Consider the following 18,504-nt stretch of genomic DNA (forward strand, 5'->3'; position numbering starts at 1 on the left):
CTAAGTCGTTATTATTTCTTTGTATACTTTACTCGTCTCTATTATCTGATGAATGTCATTATCATCAATTTCTTTCTTTCTATCAGCAAAACTCAAGAAATTACTATAAACTTCATCTAACTGTAACTTGGTTAATTCATAACCAACCTTTTTAGCTCTGTAGGCTAATGCAGCACGTCCACTTCTCGCTGTAAGAACAATAGCAGAATCTGTTACACCAACGTCTTTAGGGTCGATAATTTCATAAGTTTCACGATTTTTAATAACACCATCTTGATGAATCCCAGAACTGTGAGCAAAAGCATTAGCACCGACAATTGCCTTATTTGGTTGGGTATAAATACCCATGTTATCACTTACTAATTGACTAATACCATAAAGCATCGATGTATTGATGTTGGTATCTAAGTTAAGATAAGGGTGTTGCTTTAAAATCATTACAACCTCCTCAAGGGCTGTGTTTCCTGCGCGCTCACCAATACCGTTAATTGTACACTCAATCTGTCTAGCACCATTTATAACACCTTCGATTGAATTGGCTGTTGCTAATCCCAAATCATTGTGGCAATGACAAGAAAGAATCGCTTTTTCTATTCCTTTTACGTTTTCTTTAAGGTATTTTATTTTGGCTCCATATTCGCTAGGCAAACAGTAACCTGTAGTATCTGGAATATTTAAAACAGTTGCTCCTGCCTTGATAGCTACCTCACATACTCTAGCCAAATATTCATTATCCGTTCTACCAGCATCTTCAGCGTAAAATTCCACATCTTCAACAAAAGATTTTGCATATTTTACCGCAGCATAAGCACGTTCTAAAATCTCTTCTCTTGTGGATTTGAATTTGTGCATAATATGAGAATCGGAAGTTCCAATTCCCGTGTGAATTCTTGGCTTCTTTGCCTTCTTCAAAGCCTCAGCAGCCACTTTAATGTCATTCTCAACAGAACGTGTTAATCCACATACCGTTGCATTTTTTACAATTTCTGATATCGCTTCAACCGAAGCAAAATCTCCTGGGCTTGATACCGGGAATCCTGCCTCAATAACGTCAACACCCAAAGCATCTAACTTAGATGCAATCACAACCTTTTGCTCCTTATTCAACTTGCAACCAGGGACTTGCTCACCGTCTCGCAAGGTTGTATCGAATATTTGAATTTTGTTTTTTGACATTTTTGAAAATAAAGTTTAGTATTCTTATACGAATTTATACCTTGAAACTTTTTAAGTCTATTAGATACATTTTAATTTTACGATGTTCAAACGCAATAATGTATATCAAAAATCTGATTTTCAATTATTTAAGCCTGTTTTCAATTGATAACTAAAGACCAAAAAGACAACTTATTTTCTCTTGTAAAATCCTTAAACAAGTCTGAGAAAAGACAATTCAAACTTTATGTAGGAAGATTGGGCGTAAATACCGACTCTAAATTCTTGAATTTATTTAACCTGTTAGACAAATCCAAAGTGTATGATGAGTCGGCAATATTGAATTCTGGGATTGTAAAAAAACAACAATTAGCCAACGTCAAGGCACATCTTTACAAGCAAATATTAATCAGTCTAAAATTAAACCCATCACATCAAAATGTGAGATCTCAAATTAGAGAACAACTAGATTTTGCCTCTATTCTTTATCATAAGGGATTATATAAGCAAAGTCTTAAGATTTTAGATAAAGCGAAAAGTCTAGCTATTTCCAATGAGGAGAAAAATATGGCTTTTGAAATTATTGAGCTCGAGAAAATTATTGAAGCACAATACATTACTCGAAGTATAAGCAGTAGAGCCGATGAACTCGTAATCGAAGCCAAAGAATTCAGTTCCTTAAACGTTATTGCTTCGAAATTATCCAATCTTTCGCTTCAATTATATAGCATTATGCTTAAAACTGGCTATGTGAAAAATGAAGAAGAGAGTGCAACGGTTACAAAATACTTTAATGACAGATTACCAAAATTAGACTACAAGAAAATAGGCTTTCGAGAAAAATTATGGTTATACAAAGCACATTTATGGTATAGTTTTTTAATGCAAGATTTTTTGAGTTGCTATAAATACTCCTCTAAGCTGGTAGACATATTTTATGACAACCCAAAGATGATTAATTTAAACCCTGTTTTCTTTCTTAAAGGCAACAACTATCTTTTAGAATCCATCTTTTATTTAAGAAACAAACCAAAGTTTACAGAAAAGCTTAATGAATTAAAGGAAACAGTTGACAACAACAAGTTTAACAAGGATGAAAATGTATCAACACTTGTTTTTCTATACACGAATTTTCATAGTATAAATCAACATTTTATTGATGGTAGTTTTGAAGAAGGCTTAGCGCTTATTCCAAAGATTGAAACAGATTTAGTTAAATACAAAGACCGTATTGATCCACATCATCAAATGATTTTTTATTACAAATTTGCAAGTCTAGAGTTTGGCGCAGGCAATAATAAAGCGTGTATAAAACATCTCGATAAGATTATTTCGAACAAGTCATTATCAATGCGAGAAGATTTACTCTGTTTTTCGAGAGTATTAAATCTTGTAGCCCATTACGAGGCTGGCTTAGACTATCACCTCGATTCACTGCTTAGAAGCACCTATAAGTTCTTAATCAAAATGAATGACCTGCATGAGGTGCAAAAGGAAATGATAAAATTTATCAGAGGTTTACAAGATATTTATCCTCACGATCTTAAAAATGCCTTTAAAGAATTAGTCGAGCGCTTAAAGGTTTATGAAGATCACCCATTTGAAAGGAGGTCCTTCTTATATCTTGATATTATCTCTTGGCTAGAAAGTAAAATTGAAAACAAAAGTGTAGGTGAGATTATCAAAAACAAGTATTTGACAAAATATGCGCCTTGAAATTATAGATTTCATAAAAAAAGCATAAAAACCAAAAATAAATTTGGATTTTAATTTTTTGTAATGCAATATTTGTACTCACAAAGTTCAAAAACTTACTGAAATGTTATCAAGAAAGGTGGAGGGAATAGACCCGATGAAGCCTTAGCAACCCTTAGATTTACTGAGAAGGTGCTAAATTCTACTTGAACAAGCGAGTCATTTTTTGCAAGTTCGGATAGATAACTCAAGACTAATTACTCATCTGTAATTAGCATATTTCTTTATAACATTTTTCTATTAAGTACGCTTCGATTGAAGCTTATTTGGCTTTTGGTTTAATTATTTATTAACTCAAAAACTTAGAAAAATGAGTACACAAAAATTCGCAACCAAAGCGTTGCATGCAGGACACGATGTAGAAAAAAATGGAGGCACAAGAGCTGTACCTATTTACCAATCTACAGCATATGTCTTTAATGATTCAGATCATGCCGCTAATCTTTTTGCATTAGCTGAAACTGGTAACATCTATACCAGAATTAACAATCCTACTAATGATATTTTAGAGCAACGATTAGCTGCGCTAGAAGGTGGAATTGCTGCCGTAACAACGGCTTCAGGAACATCGGCTATAGCAACTAGTTTACTTACACTTTTAAAGGCAGGTGATCATATAGTAGCTTCAAATAGCTTATATGGTGGCACTTACAATTTACTAAGTGTAACTTTACCAAGACATGGTATTACCACAACATTTGTAGACCCCTCTAATCCAGAAAACTTCAACAGAGCAGCACAAGAAAATACACGTGCGTTTTTTATTGAGTCTTTAGGAAACCCTAAACTAGACGTGTTAGATATCGCAGCTATTTCTGATGAAGCCAAAGCGTATAAAGTTCCACTTATTGTTGATAACACAGTGGCAACACCATATTTGTTAAATCCTATTGAGCATGGTGCTAACATCGTTATTCATTCCTTAACAAAATATATTAATGGAAATGGTACAGCATTAGGAGGTGTTATTATCGACGCTGGTACTTTTGATTGGACTAATGGCAAGTTCCCTGAATTCACAGAGCCTTCAGCAGGCTACCATGGTTTAGTATATAGTGAAGCTTTAGAGGCGGCAGCATTTATTGCTAAAGTAAGAATTGAAGGTTTAAGAGATTACGGTGGTGCGTTAAGTCCATTCAATGCATTCCAAATTATTCAAGGATTAGAAACTCTAGAACTGCGAATTAAAAAGCATAGTGAAAATGCTTTAGAATTAGCAAAGTGGTTGCAAGCGCAACCAGAAGTAACTTGGGTAAATTATCCAGGGCTCGAGACTAGTGCATACAAAAGCTTAGCAGATAAGTACCTTCCAAACGGGCAAAGTGGTATTGTAACCTTTGGTGTTGAAGGCGGTTATGACGCTGCAAAAATTATCGCAGATAAAACAGAACTCTTTTCGCTTTTAGCAAATATTGGAGATACAAAATCACTAATTATACATCCTGCGAGCACAACGCATCAGCAGTTAAGTGATGAAGCACAAGAAAGTACTGGTGTAACCAAAGATTTAATTCGACTTTCTGTAGGTATCGAAAACATCGAAGATTTAAAAGCTGATTTAAAAGATGCATTTGCTATTGTAAAACAGCAAAAAGTCATTCAAAATTAGCCTTTAGTGTTGTTTAGTTTAAACAGGTGCCCTTGCATTTAGGGCATCTGTTAATCTTCAAAAATTTTAAAATTCTAAAACATGAGTAATTTACAATTCAGTGTTTCGGGAGCGAGTTCTTCCGCGACAAAATTTATAGGAAATACAAGACAATTTACATTAACTGTTGACGAGCCAGAAGCATTAGGTGGTACAGACGACTTCCCTAATCCGGTAGAATATATTTTAGCTGGTTTTGCAGGTTGTATTAATGTCGTAGGACATGTTGTAGCCAAAGAACTAGGCTTTACAATCAACAACTTAAAGATTGAAGTTAATGGCGAACTTAACCCAAATCGATTTTTGGGAAGCTCTAATGAAGAAAGGGCTGGTTTTAAATCTATAAAATTACATCTTATACCAGATACAGATGCAGATATTGAAACCCTAACGAAATGGTTACAAATTGTCGAAGATCGTTGTCCAGTTAAGGATAATCTTCAAAATAATACACCAATTTCTATTGCTGTAGAAAAAGAGTATAATGTTTTATAAGTGCTAAATGAACAGATTAGAACATATAAAAATCTCTAATTTTAAGACCAAATCTGGTAAGATTAAGGATATATCTTTGTCTTACCAGACCTTTGGTCCAAGTTTAGGTGAAGCACCTGTTGTCTTGGTTATACATGCATTAACAGGGAATTCTACTGTAATTGGACCCAACGGCTGGTGGAATGATCTAATTGGTGAGCATAAAATTATTGACACTAATTCGTTTACAGTTTTAGCTTTTAATATTCCTGGAAATGGCTATGATGCCATACCATCTAATTTGATTGAAAATTACAAAGACTTTATTGCTAGAGATATTGCTGAAATATTTGCACTAGGATTAGATCAGTTGGGTATCACATCGTTATTTGCAACTATTGGAGGTTCAGTTGGTGGTGGTTTAGCTTGGGAATTAGCAGCGCTAAGACCCAACCTTATTGAACATTTAATACCAGTTGCGACAGATTGGAAATCAACAGATTGGCTTATTGCTAATTGTCATATTCAAGATGCTATTCTTAACAATTCTAACAAACCTTTAGAAGATGCAAGAATGCATGCTATGACCTTATACAGAACACCAGAGTCGTTTACCGAAAAATTTAAACGTTCCAAAAAATCTGATAGCCTATTCAATGTAGAATCTTGGTTGAATCATCATGGTGACAAGCTTAATAACAGATTCATTTTATCTGCTTACAAAATGATGAATCAGCTATTAAGAACTATTGACATCACAGAAGAAAGAGGTGAATTTTTAGAAGTGGCAAAACAGATAAAAGCAGATATACATATCGTAACCATCAATTCTGACTTGTTCTTTAAACCAGATGAAAATTGGTCGACATTTGTTAATCTTAAGGGTGTTAAAGATAATGTTGAAATAAAAGAAATTAAGTCTATTCATGGGCATGATGCCTTCTTAATAGAATTTAATCAGCTTGCTAGATTTCTCAAACCTATTTTCAAAACAGAAACAGCCAAATTGCAGCAACAAAAACAGTATGTGGCTTAAAAATAATTGTGCTATTAATCTATAAACCCGAACTTTACGTTCGGGTTTTTTTATTTTATGATTTAAGTATAAACCTAAACAGCAGGTATTATTAGAATTTTCTGTAATCTTTAAGAATTAACTTCGACAAAAAGTACTATCTTGATTTTTTGATACTAACTATAAAGCTAATCTATGTCTAAAACATACTACGATCCTTCAGACCTTAGAAAATTTGGTAAAATAACTGAGTGGAGTGAAGAACTAGGCAACAAGTTTTTTGAATATTACGGTAAAGTATTTGAAGAAGGCGCACTTTCTGCGAGAGAGAAGTCCTTAATTGCTCTAGCAGTTGCACATACCGAACAATGTCCTTATTGTATTGATGCCTATACAAAAGATGGGTTGCAGCGCGGTGTTACCAAAGAAGAAATGATGGAGGCCATTCATGTAGGTGCTGCTATAAAAAGTGGCGCAACCTTAGTACATGGTGTGCAAATGATGAATAAGGTGAATAAACTAGACGGATAATTTTATATGACTAAGTTAAAAACACAGTCCTTGCACAAACGCGAAAATGCTTTAGCACAAAGCAAGAGACAACTCGAAATACTATCTAATGGTATCTTTCAAAATGGAGAATTACCTAAGTTTAAGGATAAAATTGCCGAAACAAATCAATTCCCTTTAAAAGCGAAAAAGCTTGAGATTCTGCAGATAAATGTTGGTTATATGTGTAATCAAGTGTGTGAACATTGTCATGTAGATGCTGGGCCAGATCGTAAAGAAATTATGACGGTCGACACCATGAATCAGTGTCTAGAAGTCATCAAAAATACTGGTGCACACACTTTAGATCTTACAGGTGGTGCTCCTGAGATGAATCCTAATTTTAGATGGTTTGTAGAAGAAGCTTCAAAAGCTGGCATTAAAGACTTTATTGTTCGTTCTAATCTTACGATAATAAGAGCGAACAAGAAATACCATGATTTGCCACAATTTTTTAAAAAACATAATGTTCATGTGGTGAGTTCTATGCCTCACTGGACTAGAGGTAAAACCGACAAGCAACGTGGCGATGGTGTTTTTGATAAGTCCATACAAGCCCTAAAAGATTTGAACGCTATTGGATATGGTATGCCAGATAGCGCGTTAAGACTCGATTTGGTTTATAATCCATCAGGCGCGTTTCTTCCGGGAGATCAAGCCTCAATGGAAAAGGATTTCAAAAAAGCATTAATGGAAGATTTTGGTATCCAATTTCATAACCTTTTTGCCATAACGAATTTACCGATAAGTCGATTTTTAGATTACCTCATTGCTTCTGAAAACTACGAGGATTATATGTATCAATTGGTAGATGCATATAACCCATCTGCCGTAGCAAACGTTATGTGTACCAATACACTTTCCGTAAGTTGGGACGGTTACCTCTACGATTGTGATTTTAATCAAATGCTAGAATTGCCTGTCAATAGTAAAGTGAAGCATATTTCAGAATATAACGAAGATTTACTGGAAGGTCGCAATATTGTTATTTCTCAACACTGTTATGGTTGCACTGCAGGTGCAGGTAGCAGTTGCCAAGGGACCGTTGCATAATTAATAGATAGTCTCAGTATGTCTTTCAAAGAACTTAAAATAACCAGATTATCCTCGCAAAGCTCTGCGAGATATCTTAGCTTTATATTGTTTCTTTCCATTCAATTTCTGAGTTATTCTCAAGATAGTTTACACGATCTCCTAGAGAAGTATAATAAAGAAAGTGTGCGCTATATATATGTATCTGAACTAGCAAAAATTCAGTCTGATGTAGTAATCTTAGATGCACGTGAACCAGGAGAATATAATGTTAGTCATATTAAAGATGCTATACCAGTTGGTTTTAACAATTTTAATAATAATGTACTTAACGAAATAAACCAAGACACTGTAATTGTTGTTTATTGTTCTTTAGGTGTGAGGTCTGAGCGTATTGGCGAGAAAATAAAGAAGTTAGGATACAGCGTATACAATTTATATGGAGGTATCTTTGAATGGAAGAATAGCGGTTATGATGTTTACGACACCAATAATAAAATTACTGAGAACGTTCATGCTTATTCTGAAGAATGGAGTAAATGGCTCTTAAAGGGAAATAAAATATATGACTGAAGCACTCGTAATCGTTTTTGTAAAAAACAGAAAATTAGGCACTGTTAAAACACGTTTAGCTAAGACTATTGGCGATATTGGTGCATTTGAAGTATACTCAGAATTACTGAAAATTACAGAAAAGGAAACTTCAGCACTTACTGTTGATAAGCACATTTATTATTCTAATTCTGTGGAACATGTGCAATGGCCAAACGATTATAAAACGATACAATCAGGATCTAATCTTGGAGAGAAAATGTACAATGCATTTAAAGATGGATTTAAATTAGGTTATAAAAAAGTTGTCTTAATTGGTTCTGACCTCCCAACAATTTCAGCTTCAATTATTGAAAATGGAATACAAGCCTTAGACTCGAATGATGTAGTTTTTGGACCAGCAGAAGATGGTGGTTATTATTTGGTTGGCCTAAACAAACTTAACGAATATATTTTTGAAAATAAACCATGGAGCAAGCCTAATTTATTAGTAACAACCTTAACTGAACTAAAGGTATCTAATTACTCATATCACTTATTAAAGACTTTAAATGATATCGATACTTACGAGGATTTAATAGTATCAGATTTTTATAAAAATAACGCAACCCTACAAGAAAAAATACAGCAATTAAATGATTAAATACATCACTGAGAGTACAGAATATTTACAATCCAAAGGCTTTGACAATCCTGAAATTGGAATAATCCTTGGCACTGGTTTAGGCCAATTGATTAATGAAGTAGATATAATTGCTCAGGCTAGTTACAACCATATTCCTAACTTTCCAACTGCAACTGTAGAATTTCACAAGGGTAAGCTCATTTACGGCGAATTAGCTGGTAAGAAAGTGGTTGTAATGCAAGGACGTTTTCATGTCTATGAAGGCTATTCATTACAAGATGTTACTTTTCCTGTTCGGATAATGGAAAAACTTGGGATTAAAACCCTATTGGTTTCAAACGCTGCAGGTGCCATAAATTTAGATTTCAAAAAAGGAGAATTAATGCTCATTGATGATCACATTAATCTACAAGGCAGTTCTCCCTTGGCTTTTAAAGGAGTTTCTGAACTTGGTGAACGTTTTACAGATATGAGTGCACCATATGATGCAGTCATCAATTCTAAAATTGAGACTATAGCTTCTGATAACGGAATTAAATTACACAAGGGTGTATATGCAAGTGTTGTTGGACCTCAACTGGAAACAAGAGCTGAATATCGCATGCTTAAAATTATTGGTGCTGATGCCGTTGGCATGAGTACAGTGCCAGAAATTATTGTTGCAAATCATTTAGGCTTAAGAGTATCCGCTATTTCGGTTTTAACTGATGAGTGCGATCCTGATAATCTAAAACCTGTCAACATTCAAGAAATTATTGAAATGGCCAATAAGGCCGAACCACATATGATCACGATTTTTAAAGAATTAATAAAGACGATATAGATGAGTTATTTAGAGACTACACATAATGTATATAAAGAAGCCGCTTTAACTCCTGACGTAGGCTTATGTTGCACAACAAACCCAATTTGGGAACTGCCAGGATTAAAAATCCCTAGAATTATGCAAGAGATGAACTACGGTTGTGGTAGTACCGTACATGCAAGGGATCTAACGAACAATCCTAAAACCCTATATGTTGGTGTTGGTGGTGGTATGGAGCTTCTTCAATTTGCTTATTTCAGCAGACAAAAAGGTGGTGTTGTTGGCGTTGATGTTGTCGATGAAATGCTCGAAGCCTCTAGAAAGAATTTCGTTGAAGCAGAAGCATTGAATCCATGGTTTAAAAGTGAATTCGTTGAGCTTAAAAAAGGAGATGCTATGAATCTTCCTGTGGATGATAATAGCATTGATGTAGCCGCTCAGAATTGTTTGTTCAATATTTTTAAGGAGGACGACCTCAAGAAGGCTATTGAAGAAATGTATCGTGTACTTAAACCACACGGAAGATTGGTCATGAGCGATCCAACTTGTGAGCAACCGATGAACGAAACGCTGAGAAATGACGAAAGATTAAGAGCTCTTTGCCTTAGTGGAAGTTTACCAATAAAAGACTATGTAAAAGCCTTGACCGATGTTGGTTTTGGTACTATTGAAATTAGAGCTAGAAAACCATATCGTATTCTTGATCCTAAACATTATCCTACAGATGAACTCATATATATTGAATCTATAGAAGTCGCAGCCATTAAAGACCCAATGCCAGAAGACGGTCCTTGTGTATTTACAGGTAAGGCAGCAATCTACTTTGGAGAAGACGACTATTTCGATGATAAAAAAGGTCATGTGTTACTTAAGAATCAACCATTAGCAATTTGTGATAAAACTGCTGGTGCTCTGAAAGCTTTAGGAAGAGATGACGTCTACATTAGTGAATCAACATTTCACTACGATGGTGGTGGATGTTGTTAAACAACATCTCATGACAATATTTAGAACACTCATCCTTTTTCTTGCACTAGGCCTTGTATCCTGTGGTGCAAAAAAGGGAGTTGTTAAAAAAACCTCACCAGACAAAGTAGTGATAGATTCTTTAATCATCACTAAGGTACCTGATGCCACTCCACCACCTTCTCCATCAGATCCTCCAGAGACTGAAGAAGGTAAAATAACTGAAATGATTGAGGTTGTTGATGAAAAAGGAAATACAATAGCTGAAGTAGAGAGCTTAGATGAAGTAAAGGAACTTATGAAAGAGAAACAAAATGATTCTATAAATGACCTAAGTCTTCATCAAAATGTTTCGAAACGATTTTATGAAAACCATGAGCTCTGGGAGCAACTGCTGAAAAAATATGTAACCGAATCTGGTTCAGTTAATTATAAAGGATTTCAGAAAGATGGTAAAGATCTGGCGCTTTATATTAATATGCTAAAAATGGGTTATTCAAAAATTAATGAATACTCACAGGAAAAAAAATTAGCTTTTTGGATCAATACCTATAATGCTTTAACTGTAGATTTAATATTAAGACATTACCCAATTAAAAGTATAAAGGATATAAAAGACCCATGGGATCAACGTTTGTGGAAATTCGGTGACAAGTGGTTAAACCTCAATGATATTGAACACAAAATTTTGCGTAAAATGAATGAACCTAGAATTCACTTTGCAATTGTCTGTGCTTCTGAGTCCTGTCCAAAGCTTCAAAATGAGGCCTTTACAATTTCTAACCTAGAAAAAATGCTCACTATGTCTACAAAGGACTTTTTGAGCGATTCTTCAAAAAATGAAATCTCTGCTAACAGTATAAAACTCTCAAAAATATTTAAATGGTTTGCTAAGGACTTTAAACAAAATGGAAGCCTCATTGATTTTCTAAATCTATACTCTGAGGTACAGATCTCGAATGGTGCAAGCAAAAGTTATAAGGACTACAATTGGGATTTAAATGAATAAGATTTCCATTATTATTCCTGTTCTCAATGAGGAAGAATTCATTGGAGATCTACTAAGTCATATTGCAACCGTTTCAGTTACTTTAAATATAGAAGATATTGTTGTAGTTGATGGTGGCAGTACCGATAAAACAAAAGAAATTGTTGCTACATTTAAGGACGTAAAACTTTTGAATTCAGATAAGGGCAGAGCCAAGCAAATGAATACTGGTGCCAAAAACTCTAATGGTTCTATTTTATATTTTCTTCATGCTGATGCTTTACCTCCTAAAAATTTTGATGCGCTTATCTTAAAAGAAGTATCACGTGGTAACAGTGCTGGATGTTTTAGAATGCAATTTGATAGCAACCATTGGTGGCTGAGGCTTGCCAGTTGGCTCACTCAATTTAATTGGAGACCATGCAGAGGTGGTGATCAAAGTCAATTTATTACAAGAGCATTATTTGATGAAGTTGGTGGTTTTGATGAAAACTTTATTATTTATGAAGACAACATTCTTATTAATGAACTTTATAAGAGAAACGAATTTGTAGTCATCAATAAAAAAATTAAAACCTCAGCACGACAATACAAAAAAGTAGGTATTTGGAAGCTACAGTATTATTTCTGGTCCATTTATGTACAACGCTGGTTTGGCGCTTCGGCAGATGATATTTATGCCTATTATAAAAATAATGTACGATAACTACTTATTTCTGCCTCTCTCATTCGGATACAAATAGTTTACAGAATCACTTTGAAAAACTTCTTTGGTATCAATATCCATAGCTGATAGCTTACCTGTAAATGCAGCACCAGTGTCAATATTCCAAACATTTGCAGCATTCATAGGTTCATATTTGTGATAATGTAAAGTAGGTGTATGACCAATGTAGATTTCTTTATAATGTCTTAATCGGTGAGGATACTTCTCTGAGGTTTTAGGCATTCTTTTATCCAAAGTCAACGCCATTTCCCAGAGTGTTCGGTCAAAATAGAAGCCTCTTATATCATACTCTCGAGATACGCCGTGCATAGATGTAAATCCGGCATGTACAAAAAGTCTATTAGCATCATCTATGTGAAAAAGATCCATAGCCTCAAAAAAATCTAGATGTGCTTTTTTAGTTGCTATTGAATAACCTTCATAGCTCTCTACGGTTTCCTGACCTCCATGATCTAACCAAACAGGATGAGACAAGTCTTCTCTCAGCCAATCTTCACACCAAACATCATGATTCCCTTTGATGAAAATACAGTCGTTCTCTTCCTTCAGTCTAATTAAATAGTCTATGACTTGAGCAGACCCACTCCAACCATCTACATAATCGCCAAGAAAAACTAATTTATCATCACTAGTTATCTTAGCACGTTCAACAAGTTGTTCTAAGGCTCTTAAACCGCCATGTATGTCACCAATTACCAATGTTCTCATAGCTTCAATTTAAAAGTCTGAGCTATCAAAAGTAATTAAATTTATTAGCTTGAATGTATTAAAGAAAATGAAGTAGCTGGCAGTCTTAATTAAAACCAATAAAGGCTAGAAGTATTGTCCAATACCAAATACAATACCACTATTTGCCTTATCACCAAGGCTAAACCCATAGTCTATTCTAAACACAGCATTAAATATTCTTTTATGTATAAATCGAATTCCCAGCCCTGAAAACAGGCTCGCATTTGTACCATCAATTAAATCCGAAAATTCACCTCCTGGTTCACGCCAGGTTCCTGCATCAATAAAAGCGTTTCCTTGAAGGGCAAACCAACCTTTTTCATATAGTATTTGACGAAATTCAGTATTTAAGACTATAGATGCTGTCCCACGATCTACCACATTACCGACTCCGCGTATATTTAATTGATTGTCTAAAGCAAATGCAGCGAATGGCGAGTTGGTATTTGAGGCATAACCAAGTCTCAATCTATTGGCCCAATTACCTCTCGACCCAATTCGTTTAAAATATTCAAAATCATTTCTACCCACAAAGGTGTTTTTAAGAAAATCTGTGTCACCATCGGCATCTATTGTGGCATTAAAATTGAAGATGCTTCTAAAACCTTCTACATACTGATATTCGTTAGTAATAGTGTTGTATTCATACTCCCCAACAATGGATAAACGATTTAAATCTAGAGTTTCTGGGATATCCGATTGCAATTCACCATTAAGAAAATTGTACGTTTCATTAGCATAGTTGAATCCTAATTCAAAACGGTTATTAAAATTATGTTCATAAATAGCTCTTATTTCAAAAGCTTTACTATCAAACTTGTAATTGACATCTGCTCCGTCCTCTAGAAAAATAGGATGCTGTAACACATTGTTTTGATAATTGAGTCCTAGGCCTAGTTTACGAGTAAATAGATTTGGCCCCTCCCAGAAAAATCCATAAGAATCAAACACGTTTTTACTATAAAATCCTCCGACAAGTTGGTTCTGACCAAGTAAATTAAAGTCAAAAAGAGACACACGATAAGCAAGGTCATCATTAACATCTTGCGATACATTAAGACCTGGTATAATTGCAAAATTTTCAACTATTGTGTAGGTCACCTTATAGTTGCCATCCTCTAATTGCTCATACTTTGAAGAAGCGCTTGCTACGGAAGGTAATAATCTAAAGCGCCTTTCATCTGAAGCAATTCGTAAAGAATCCAATACGCTCCCTTCCTTAACAAAGGCTAAGCGTTTTAAGAATTTTGTACGTGTTCTCTTGTTTCCTTCGATTTCTACTTGAGAAATAATTGACTCTTGAGCATACAGATTTACGCTAAAGAATACAGAAAGAAATAGCACAAGGTGAATTAGTCGCATACTGGGAATTGGTTTTTCTTTTTCAAATAATTTTGAATTGTTAGACGAAAAAGAATGTCACCAATTACAAGGATGCTCAATTATATCTCGAAAAATAGAAGAGAAAGCTATTTTGTACCGTATTGATTTCTAATCAATTCTTCAACTGGTTTATTTTGAGGCGTAAACATAAAATTAGCCTCTCCACCTACATTTTGATGATCTATAAACCATTTCCATATAAAACCACCTGCAAACCAATCCTCATTCCAAAACGTTTCATACAGTGCCTTAGTCGTATTTACCTGAGCTTCTAAATTGACTTGATCCATTTTTCGATCTGAGACCCAAGGTCGCTTACCAGAATAATCAACACTGCGATAACCATATTCGGTAAATAGAATCTTTTTATCTAAGGTTTCAGATAAGTTTTGGATATTCACTTTATGCTTTTCCCAACCTTTTAAGCAATCTTCAAAGCTTGGTGTCTTAAGATGGCTTACCGGAAAGTAAGCATCAATACCTATAAAATCCAATTGATCCCAAAATGGTGTGCGTCTATATTCGTCCCAATTAGCAGCGTAAGTTAACTTACCATCGTATATTGACTTTATTTTTTGGATTAAAGAGCTCCAATAATCAGGTCTGTATTTTACAAATAATTCAAGCTCTGTCCCAATACAAAATATTTCTGCATTTGTTTTTTGTGCCAAATCTGCATACTCTAGAATAAAGCTCGAATAAGAATCTTCAAGTGCCTTCCAGTCCTCTTCGGAAGACATCATTATTTTACCCGTAAACTCACCTCGCCAAACCCATATTTGTGGTTTAATCATAACTTTTATGCCCTCCTTCCTTAACTCAGAAATATACTGATCAGCACCAGCACGAGTTTCACCAAACCATTGCCTATCGGTATTATGTATAATTTCAGGATGCTCCAAATTTTTTATAAAACCAAATGGCATTATAGCCGCATAATTGGCATTTACACTCACAACAGGCTTTACATGTGAGCTGTCTACCTTATTTGGCGAAGCTACAAAGCTAACTCCATTTACTTTCTCGGGTTTATAAAGCGTAGCGGCACAACCTAAAAGTAAAAAGCATAAAATGAGCGTTATTAACCGATTCATAATTATAAATATTGCCTAAATTTAAAGAAATTGAATTATGGTCTATAAGGATTTAACAATTCCTTCGACTATAATGGAACTAACCATCTAAATCAATATGGAACACATCGTAATAATTGGAAATGGTGTTTCTGGTGTAACTCTAGCCAGACATATAAGAAAACTATCCAATAAAAAAATTACAATAATTTCAGGTGAAACTAAATATTTCTTCTCTCGTACCGCACTCATGTATGTATATATGGGACACATGAAATTTGAACACACGCAACCTTACGAAAACTGGTTTTGGGAGAAAAACAGGATTAACTTAAAACAAGGTTTTGTGAAGTCTGTCGAGACAAAATCAAAGACACTTTATTTTAATTCTGGTGAAACTTTACAATACGATAAACTCGTAATTGCAACTGGTAGCAAACCTAATAAGTTTGGATGGCCAGGACAAGATTTAGAAGGTGTTATGGGTATGTACCATAAGCAAGATCTAGAAAACTTAGAGATCCATGCACCAAACAATGAAGTGTGTAAACGAGCCGTAATTGTTGGTGGCGGATTAATAGGTATTGAGCTGGCTGAAATGCTTAACTGTAGAAGTATCCCAGTTACTTTTTTAGTTAGAGAATCAAGCTTTTGGAATGGTGTTCTACCAGAAGGTGAAAGTGCTATGCTGAATAGGCACATCAGAAATCATCACATCGATTTGAGATTATCAACTAATCTCAGGGAAATAAAATCTGATGAAAACGGAAAGGTTAAATCTGTAATAATTGATGAAACCGGTGAAGAATTGCCATGTGATGTCGTAGGACTAACAGCAGGTGTTTCACCGAATATAGATTTTCTTAAAGATTCTGAAATTGAAACTGGCCGTGGTGTTAAAGTGAATCGCTATTTAGAAACAAATATTAAAGATGTTTATGCCATAGGTGATTGTGCAGAACAGCACGAAGCTATTGGAAATAGACGACCTATTGAAGCTGTATGGTATACAGGAAGAATGATGGGTGAAACCTTGGCACAAACACTTTGTGGCAATCCTCTTAAATACAACCCAGGACACTGGTTTAATTCGGCCAAGTTTATGGATATAGAATATCAAACTTACGGTTGGGTACATGGTAGTAAAGGGCGACCAGATTACGAAGCTCATTTTCATTGGAAACACGAGGATGACACTAAATGCGTGACTATAGCTTATCATAAAGAAACAAATGAATTTTTAGGTATCAACACCTTTGGAATACGTATGCGTCATGAAACTTTCGACACATGGCTTACCGAAAAACGAGATGTTGATTATGTTATCAATCACCTTACTGAAGCAAATTTTGATCCTGAGTTCTATGCTTCATTTGAAAAACAAATTCTTCAATCCTATAACAACCAATTACAAACTACTATCTAATGAGCAATAAATTAAATCATAGTATGTCTCTGGCAAAACCAGATGCACTTAATATAACTGTAAAACAAAAATTGGCATTAGGTCTTGGCTTGGTTGGGCTTTTAATACTAGCCTTGGCACTATTTAATGTAACTTTCCCATATAAATCTATAGTACTTTGGCTTACTCTAGGTTTAATTGCCATTGGAACCATTTTATATTCAAGAGGTGCCTACCTCACAAAATTAGAAGGCATAAAAAATGATGGTACCTGGTTTAAATCAATTTCCTCAAGAGGATTTTGGGGTTGGTCTGCTGGTATCATTTTAACTGCTTTTTACATTATTCTATATTTCTACCCAGAATATTTAGGGCTAGGAAAAGATGGTGCAGAAAACACAGGGCTTATTAGTTTATTTGATCCTTTAAGTCAGCTATTAAGTGGAAGAAATGCAAGTCAGTGGTTTGTTTATGGGACCCTATATACATTAGCCATTTTAGCCTTTGGTTATAAATTCCTTTTGAAATATAGACATAATCGATATCAACAACTTAGAACTGTTTCGGTAATGTTTTTTCAATTGGCCTTTGCTTTTTTGATTCCGGAATTTATGTATGTCATGAATAATGACCTGCCTTATTATGATCTAAAAAGCGTTTGGCCACTTAACTATTACATTTTTGATGAGTGGTCTGTAAAAGGGTTTTTGAACGCTGGTAATATTGGTTTAGCGCTGTTAGTCTTTGGTGTCCTTTCCATTTTTGTCATAACACCAATATTAACTTACAAATTTGGCAAACGTTGGTACTGTTCATGGGTTTGTGGCTGTGGTGGCTTAGCGGAAACTGCCGGTGACTCCTTTAGACAATTATCATCAAAAAAGTTATCGGCTTGGAGGTTAGAGCGTTGGTTGATTCACTTCGTTCTTGTCTTTTCAGTAGTAATGACTACTGCAATGGTTTATACGTATTTAGGGTATAAAAGCAATGATTTTTGGTTAACAAGAGGTGTGTTTATTACCTTGGTAATTGCATTTCTAACACTCATTTTTGCAGGTGTAATGGCTTACAAACGAAAAGAACTTGGTAAAGATGCAAAATATGGTGCCATCGGCTATTTTGCAGTAATTGCCTTATTACTAATTATGCATTACACTGGCACGACAGATCAACTATTTTACATAAAATCAGGCTCACTGCGTTCGGCATATGGTATATACATTGGCTCTATTTTTTCAGGTGTAATCGGAACAGGTTTCTATCCAATATTGGGAAGTAGAGCTTGGTGCAGATTTGGTTGTCCGATGGCGGCTATACTAGGTTTTCAGCAACGCTTATTTTCCAAATTTAGAATAACCACTAATGGTGGACAATGCATTTCTTGTGGTAATTGCTCAACTTACTGTGAGATGGGAATTGATGTTAGGGCTTACGCTCAGAAAGGTGAGAATATAGTAAGGTCAAGTTGTGTTGGCTGTGGTATTTGCTCTGCAGTTTGTCCAAGAGGTGTTCTTAAGCTAGAGAATGATAATATGAAGGGACGTATAAATCCTAATGAAATTCTTCTAGGCAATGATGTAGATCTTATGAAATTGGTTAATGAGAAGTAAGAAGTTGTATTTT

18 protein-coding genes and 1 riboswitch are annotated in these 18,504 nt (G+C 34.8%); of the genes, 14 read left to right on the plus strand and 4 right to left on the minus strand.

Annotated features, from left to right (window positions below; all coding sequences use genetic code 11):
* Complete coding sequence (locus ACRHOC_RS01025) at positions 1-1,176, minus strand: 2-isopropylmalate synthase (RefSeq protein ID WP_431156641.1); 1,176 nt, start codon at positions 1,174-1,176, stop codon at positions 1-3.
* Positions 1,177-1,323: 147 nt separating this feature from the next.
* Between ACRHOC_RS01025 and ACRHOC_RS01030 the strand changes: the two genes are divergently transcribed.
* From ACRHOC_RS01030 to ACRHOC_RS01085, 12 genes are all read left to right on the plus strand, one after another.
* Positions 1,324-2,871, plus strand: coding sequence for a hypothetical protein (locus ACRHOC_RS01030; RefSeq protein ID WP_431157435.1), 1,548 nt, complete (start codon positions 1,324-1,326; stop codon positions 2,869-2,871).
* A gap of 103 nt (positions 2,872-2,974) precedes the next feature.
* Positions 2,975-3,099, plus strand: a riboswitch (SAM riboswitch).
* Between the two features lie 121 nt (positions 3,100-3,220).
* Positions 3,221-4,519 (plus strand): O-acetylhomoserine aminocarboxypropyltransferase/cysteine synthase family protein, encoded by a 1,299-nt coding sequence (locus ACRHOC_RS01035; RefSeq protein WP_431156642.1) that lies wholly within the window; start codon positions 3,221-3,223, stop codon positions 4,517-4,519.
* Positions 4,520-4,600: 81 nt separating this feature from the next.
* Positions 4,601-5,053, plus strand: a complete 453-nt coding sequence (locus tag ACRHOC_RS01040; protein WP_431156643.1) for an OsmC family protein — start codon at positions 4,601-4,603, stop codon at positions 5,051-5,053.
* A 7-nt stretch (positions 5,054-5,060) separates the two neighbouring features.
* Positions 5,061-6,068: an alpha/beta fold hydrolase gene (locus ACRHOC_RS01045; RefSeq protein WP_431156644.1), complete on the plus strand. Its 1,008-nt coding sequence runs from the start codon at positions 5,061-5,063 to the stop codon at positions 6,066-6,068.
* Positions 6,069-6,242: 174 nt separating this feature from the next.
* On the plus strand, positions 6,243-6,578 hold the full coding sequence (locus ACRHOC_RS01050; protein WP_431156645.1) for an arsenosugar biosynthesis-associated peroxidase-like protein: 336 nt from the start codon (positions 6,243-6,245) through the stop codon (positions 6,576-6,578).
* A gap of 6 nt (positions 6,579-6,584) precedes the next feature.
* Complete coding sequence (arsS, locus tag ACRHOC_RS01055; RefSeq protein ID WP_431156646.1) at positions 6,585-7,649, plus strand: arsenosugar biosynthesis radical SAM (seleno)protein ArsS; 1,065 nt, start codon at positions 6,585-6,587, stop codon at positions 7,647-7,649.
* An 18-nt stretch (positions 7,650-7,667) separates the two neighbouring features.
* Entirely contained in the window at positions 7,668-8,201 is a 534-nt protein-coding gene (locus ACRHOC_RS01060; protein WP_431156647.1) for a rhodanese-like domain-containing protein, read from the plus strand.
* The gene (locus ACRHOC_RS01065; protein WP_431156648.1) at positions 8,194-8,823 is read left to right on the plus strand and encodes a TIGR04282 family arsenosugar biosynthesis glycosyltransferase; all 630 of its coding nucleotides are present in this window, start codon (positions 8,194-8,196) and stop codon (positions 8,821-8,823) included. Before ACRHOC_RS01060 ends, ACRHOC_RS01065 begins: the two co-directional genes overlap by 8 nt.
* Entirely contained in the window at positions 8,816-9,628 is an 813-nt protein-coding gene (locus ACRHOC_RS01070; protein WP_431156649.1) for a purine-nucleoside phosphorylase, read from the plus strand. Before ACRHOC_RS01065 ends, ACRHOC_RS01070 begins: the two co-directional genes overlap by 8 nt.
* A complete protein-coding gene (gene arsM / locus ACRHOC_RS01075; RefSeq protein WP_431156650.1) occupies positions 9,629-10,597 on the plus strand; it encodes an arsenosugar biosynthesis arsenite methyltransferase ArsM in 969 nt (322 codons plus the stop codon).
* A 10-nt stretch (positions 10,598-10,607) separates the two neighbouring features.
* Positions 10,608-11,585: a DUF547 domain-containing protein gene (locus ACRHOC_RS01080; protein ID WP_431156651.1), complete on the plus strand. Its 978-nt coding sequence runs from the start codon at positions 10,608-10,610 to the stop codon at positions 11,583-11,585.
* On the plus strand, positions 11,578-12,270 hold the full coding sequence (locus ACRHOC_RS01085) for a TIGR04283 family arsenosugar biosynthesis glycosyltransferase (protein WP_431156652.1): 693 nt from the start codon (positions 11,578-11,580) through the stop codon (positions 12,268-12,270). The genes ACRHOC_RS01080 and ACRHOC_RS01085 overlap by 8 nt, the downstream gene beginning before the upstream one ends.
* Here ACRHOC_RS01085 and ACRHOC_RS01090 read toward each other — a convergent pair whose 3' ends face one another.
* The 3 genes from ACRHOC_RS01090 to ACRHOC_RS01100 form a co-directional block, all read right to left on the minus strand.
* Positions 12,271-12,999 carry a metallophosphoesterase family protein gene (locus ACRHOC_RS01090; protein ID WP_431156653.1) on the minus strand — a complete coding sequence of 243 codons (729 nt, stop codon included), beginning with the start codon at positions 12,997-12,999 and terminating at the stop codon, positions 12,271-12,273. It lies immediately after the preceding gene.
* A gap of 105 nt (positions 13,000-13,104) precedes the next feature.
* Positions 13,105-14,382, minus strand: a complete 1,278-nt coding sequence (locus ACRHOC_RS01095; protein WP_431156654.1) for a POTRA domain-containing protein — start codon at positions 14,380-14,382, stop codon at positions 13,105-13,107.
* 107 nt (positions 14,383-14,489) lie between these two features.
* On the minus strand, positions 14,490-15,497 hold the full coding sequence (locus ACRHOC_RS01100) for a glycoside hydrolase family 113 (protein ID WP_431156655.1): 1,008 nt from the start codon (positions 15,495-15,497) through the stop codon (positions 14,490-14,492).
* A 97-nt stretch (positions 15,498-15,594) separates the two neighbouring features.
* On the opposite strand from ACRHOC_RS01100, the gene ACRHOC_RS01105 reads away from it, so the two are divergent.
* On the plus strand, positions 15,595-16,902 hold the full coding sequence (locus ACRHOC_RS01105; protein ID WP_431156656.1) for an NAD(P)/FAD-dependent oxidoreductase: 1,308 nt from the start codon (positions 15,595-15,597) through the stop codon (positions 16,900-16,902).
* A complete protein-coding gene (locus ACRHOC_RS01110) occupies positions 16,902-18,491 on the plus strand; it encodes a 4Fe-4S binding protein (protein WP_431156657.1) in 1,590 nt (529 codons plus the stop codon). The genes ACRHOC_RS01105 and ACRHOC_RS01110 overlap by 1 nt, the downstream gene beginning before the upstream one ends.
* Positions 18,492-18,504 lie beyond the last annotated feature (13 nt).

Origin of the sequence: Winogradskyella poriferorum (genome assembly GCF_050618035.1) — a bacterium.
Lineage (GTDB): Bacteria > Bacteroidota > Bacteroidia > Flavobacteriales > Flavobacteriaceae > Winogradskyella > Winogradskyella poriferorum_A.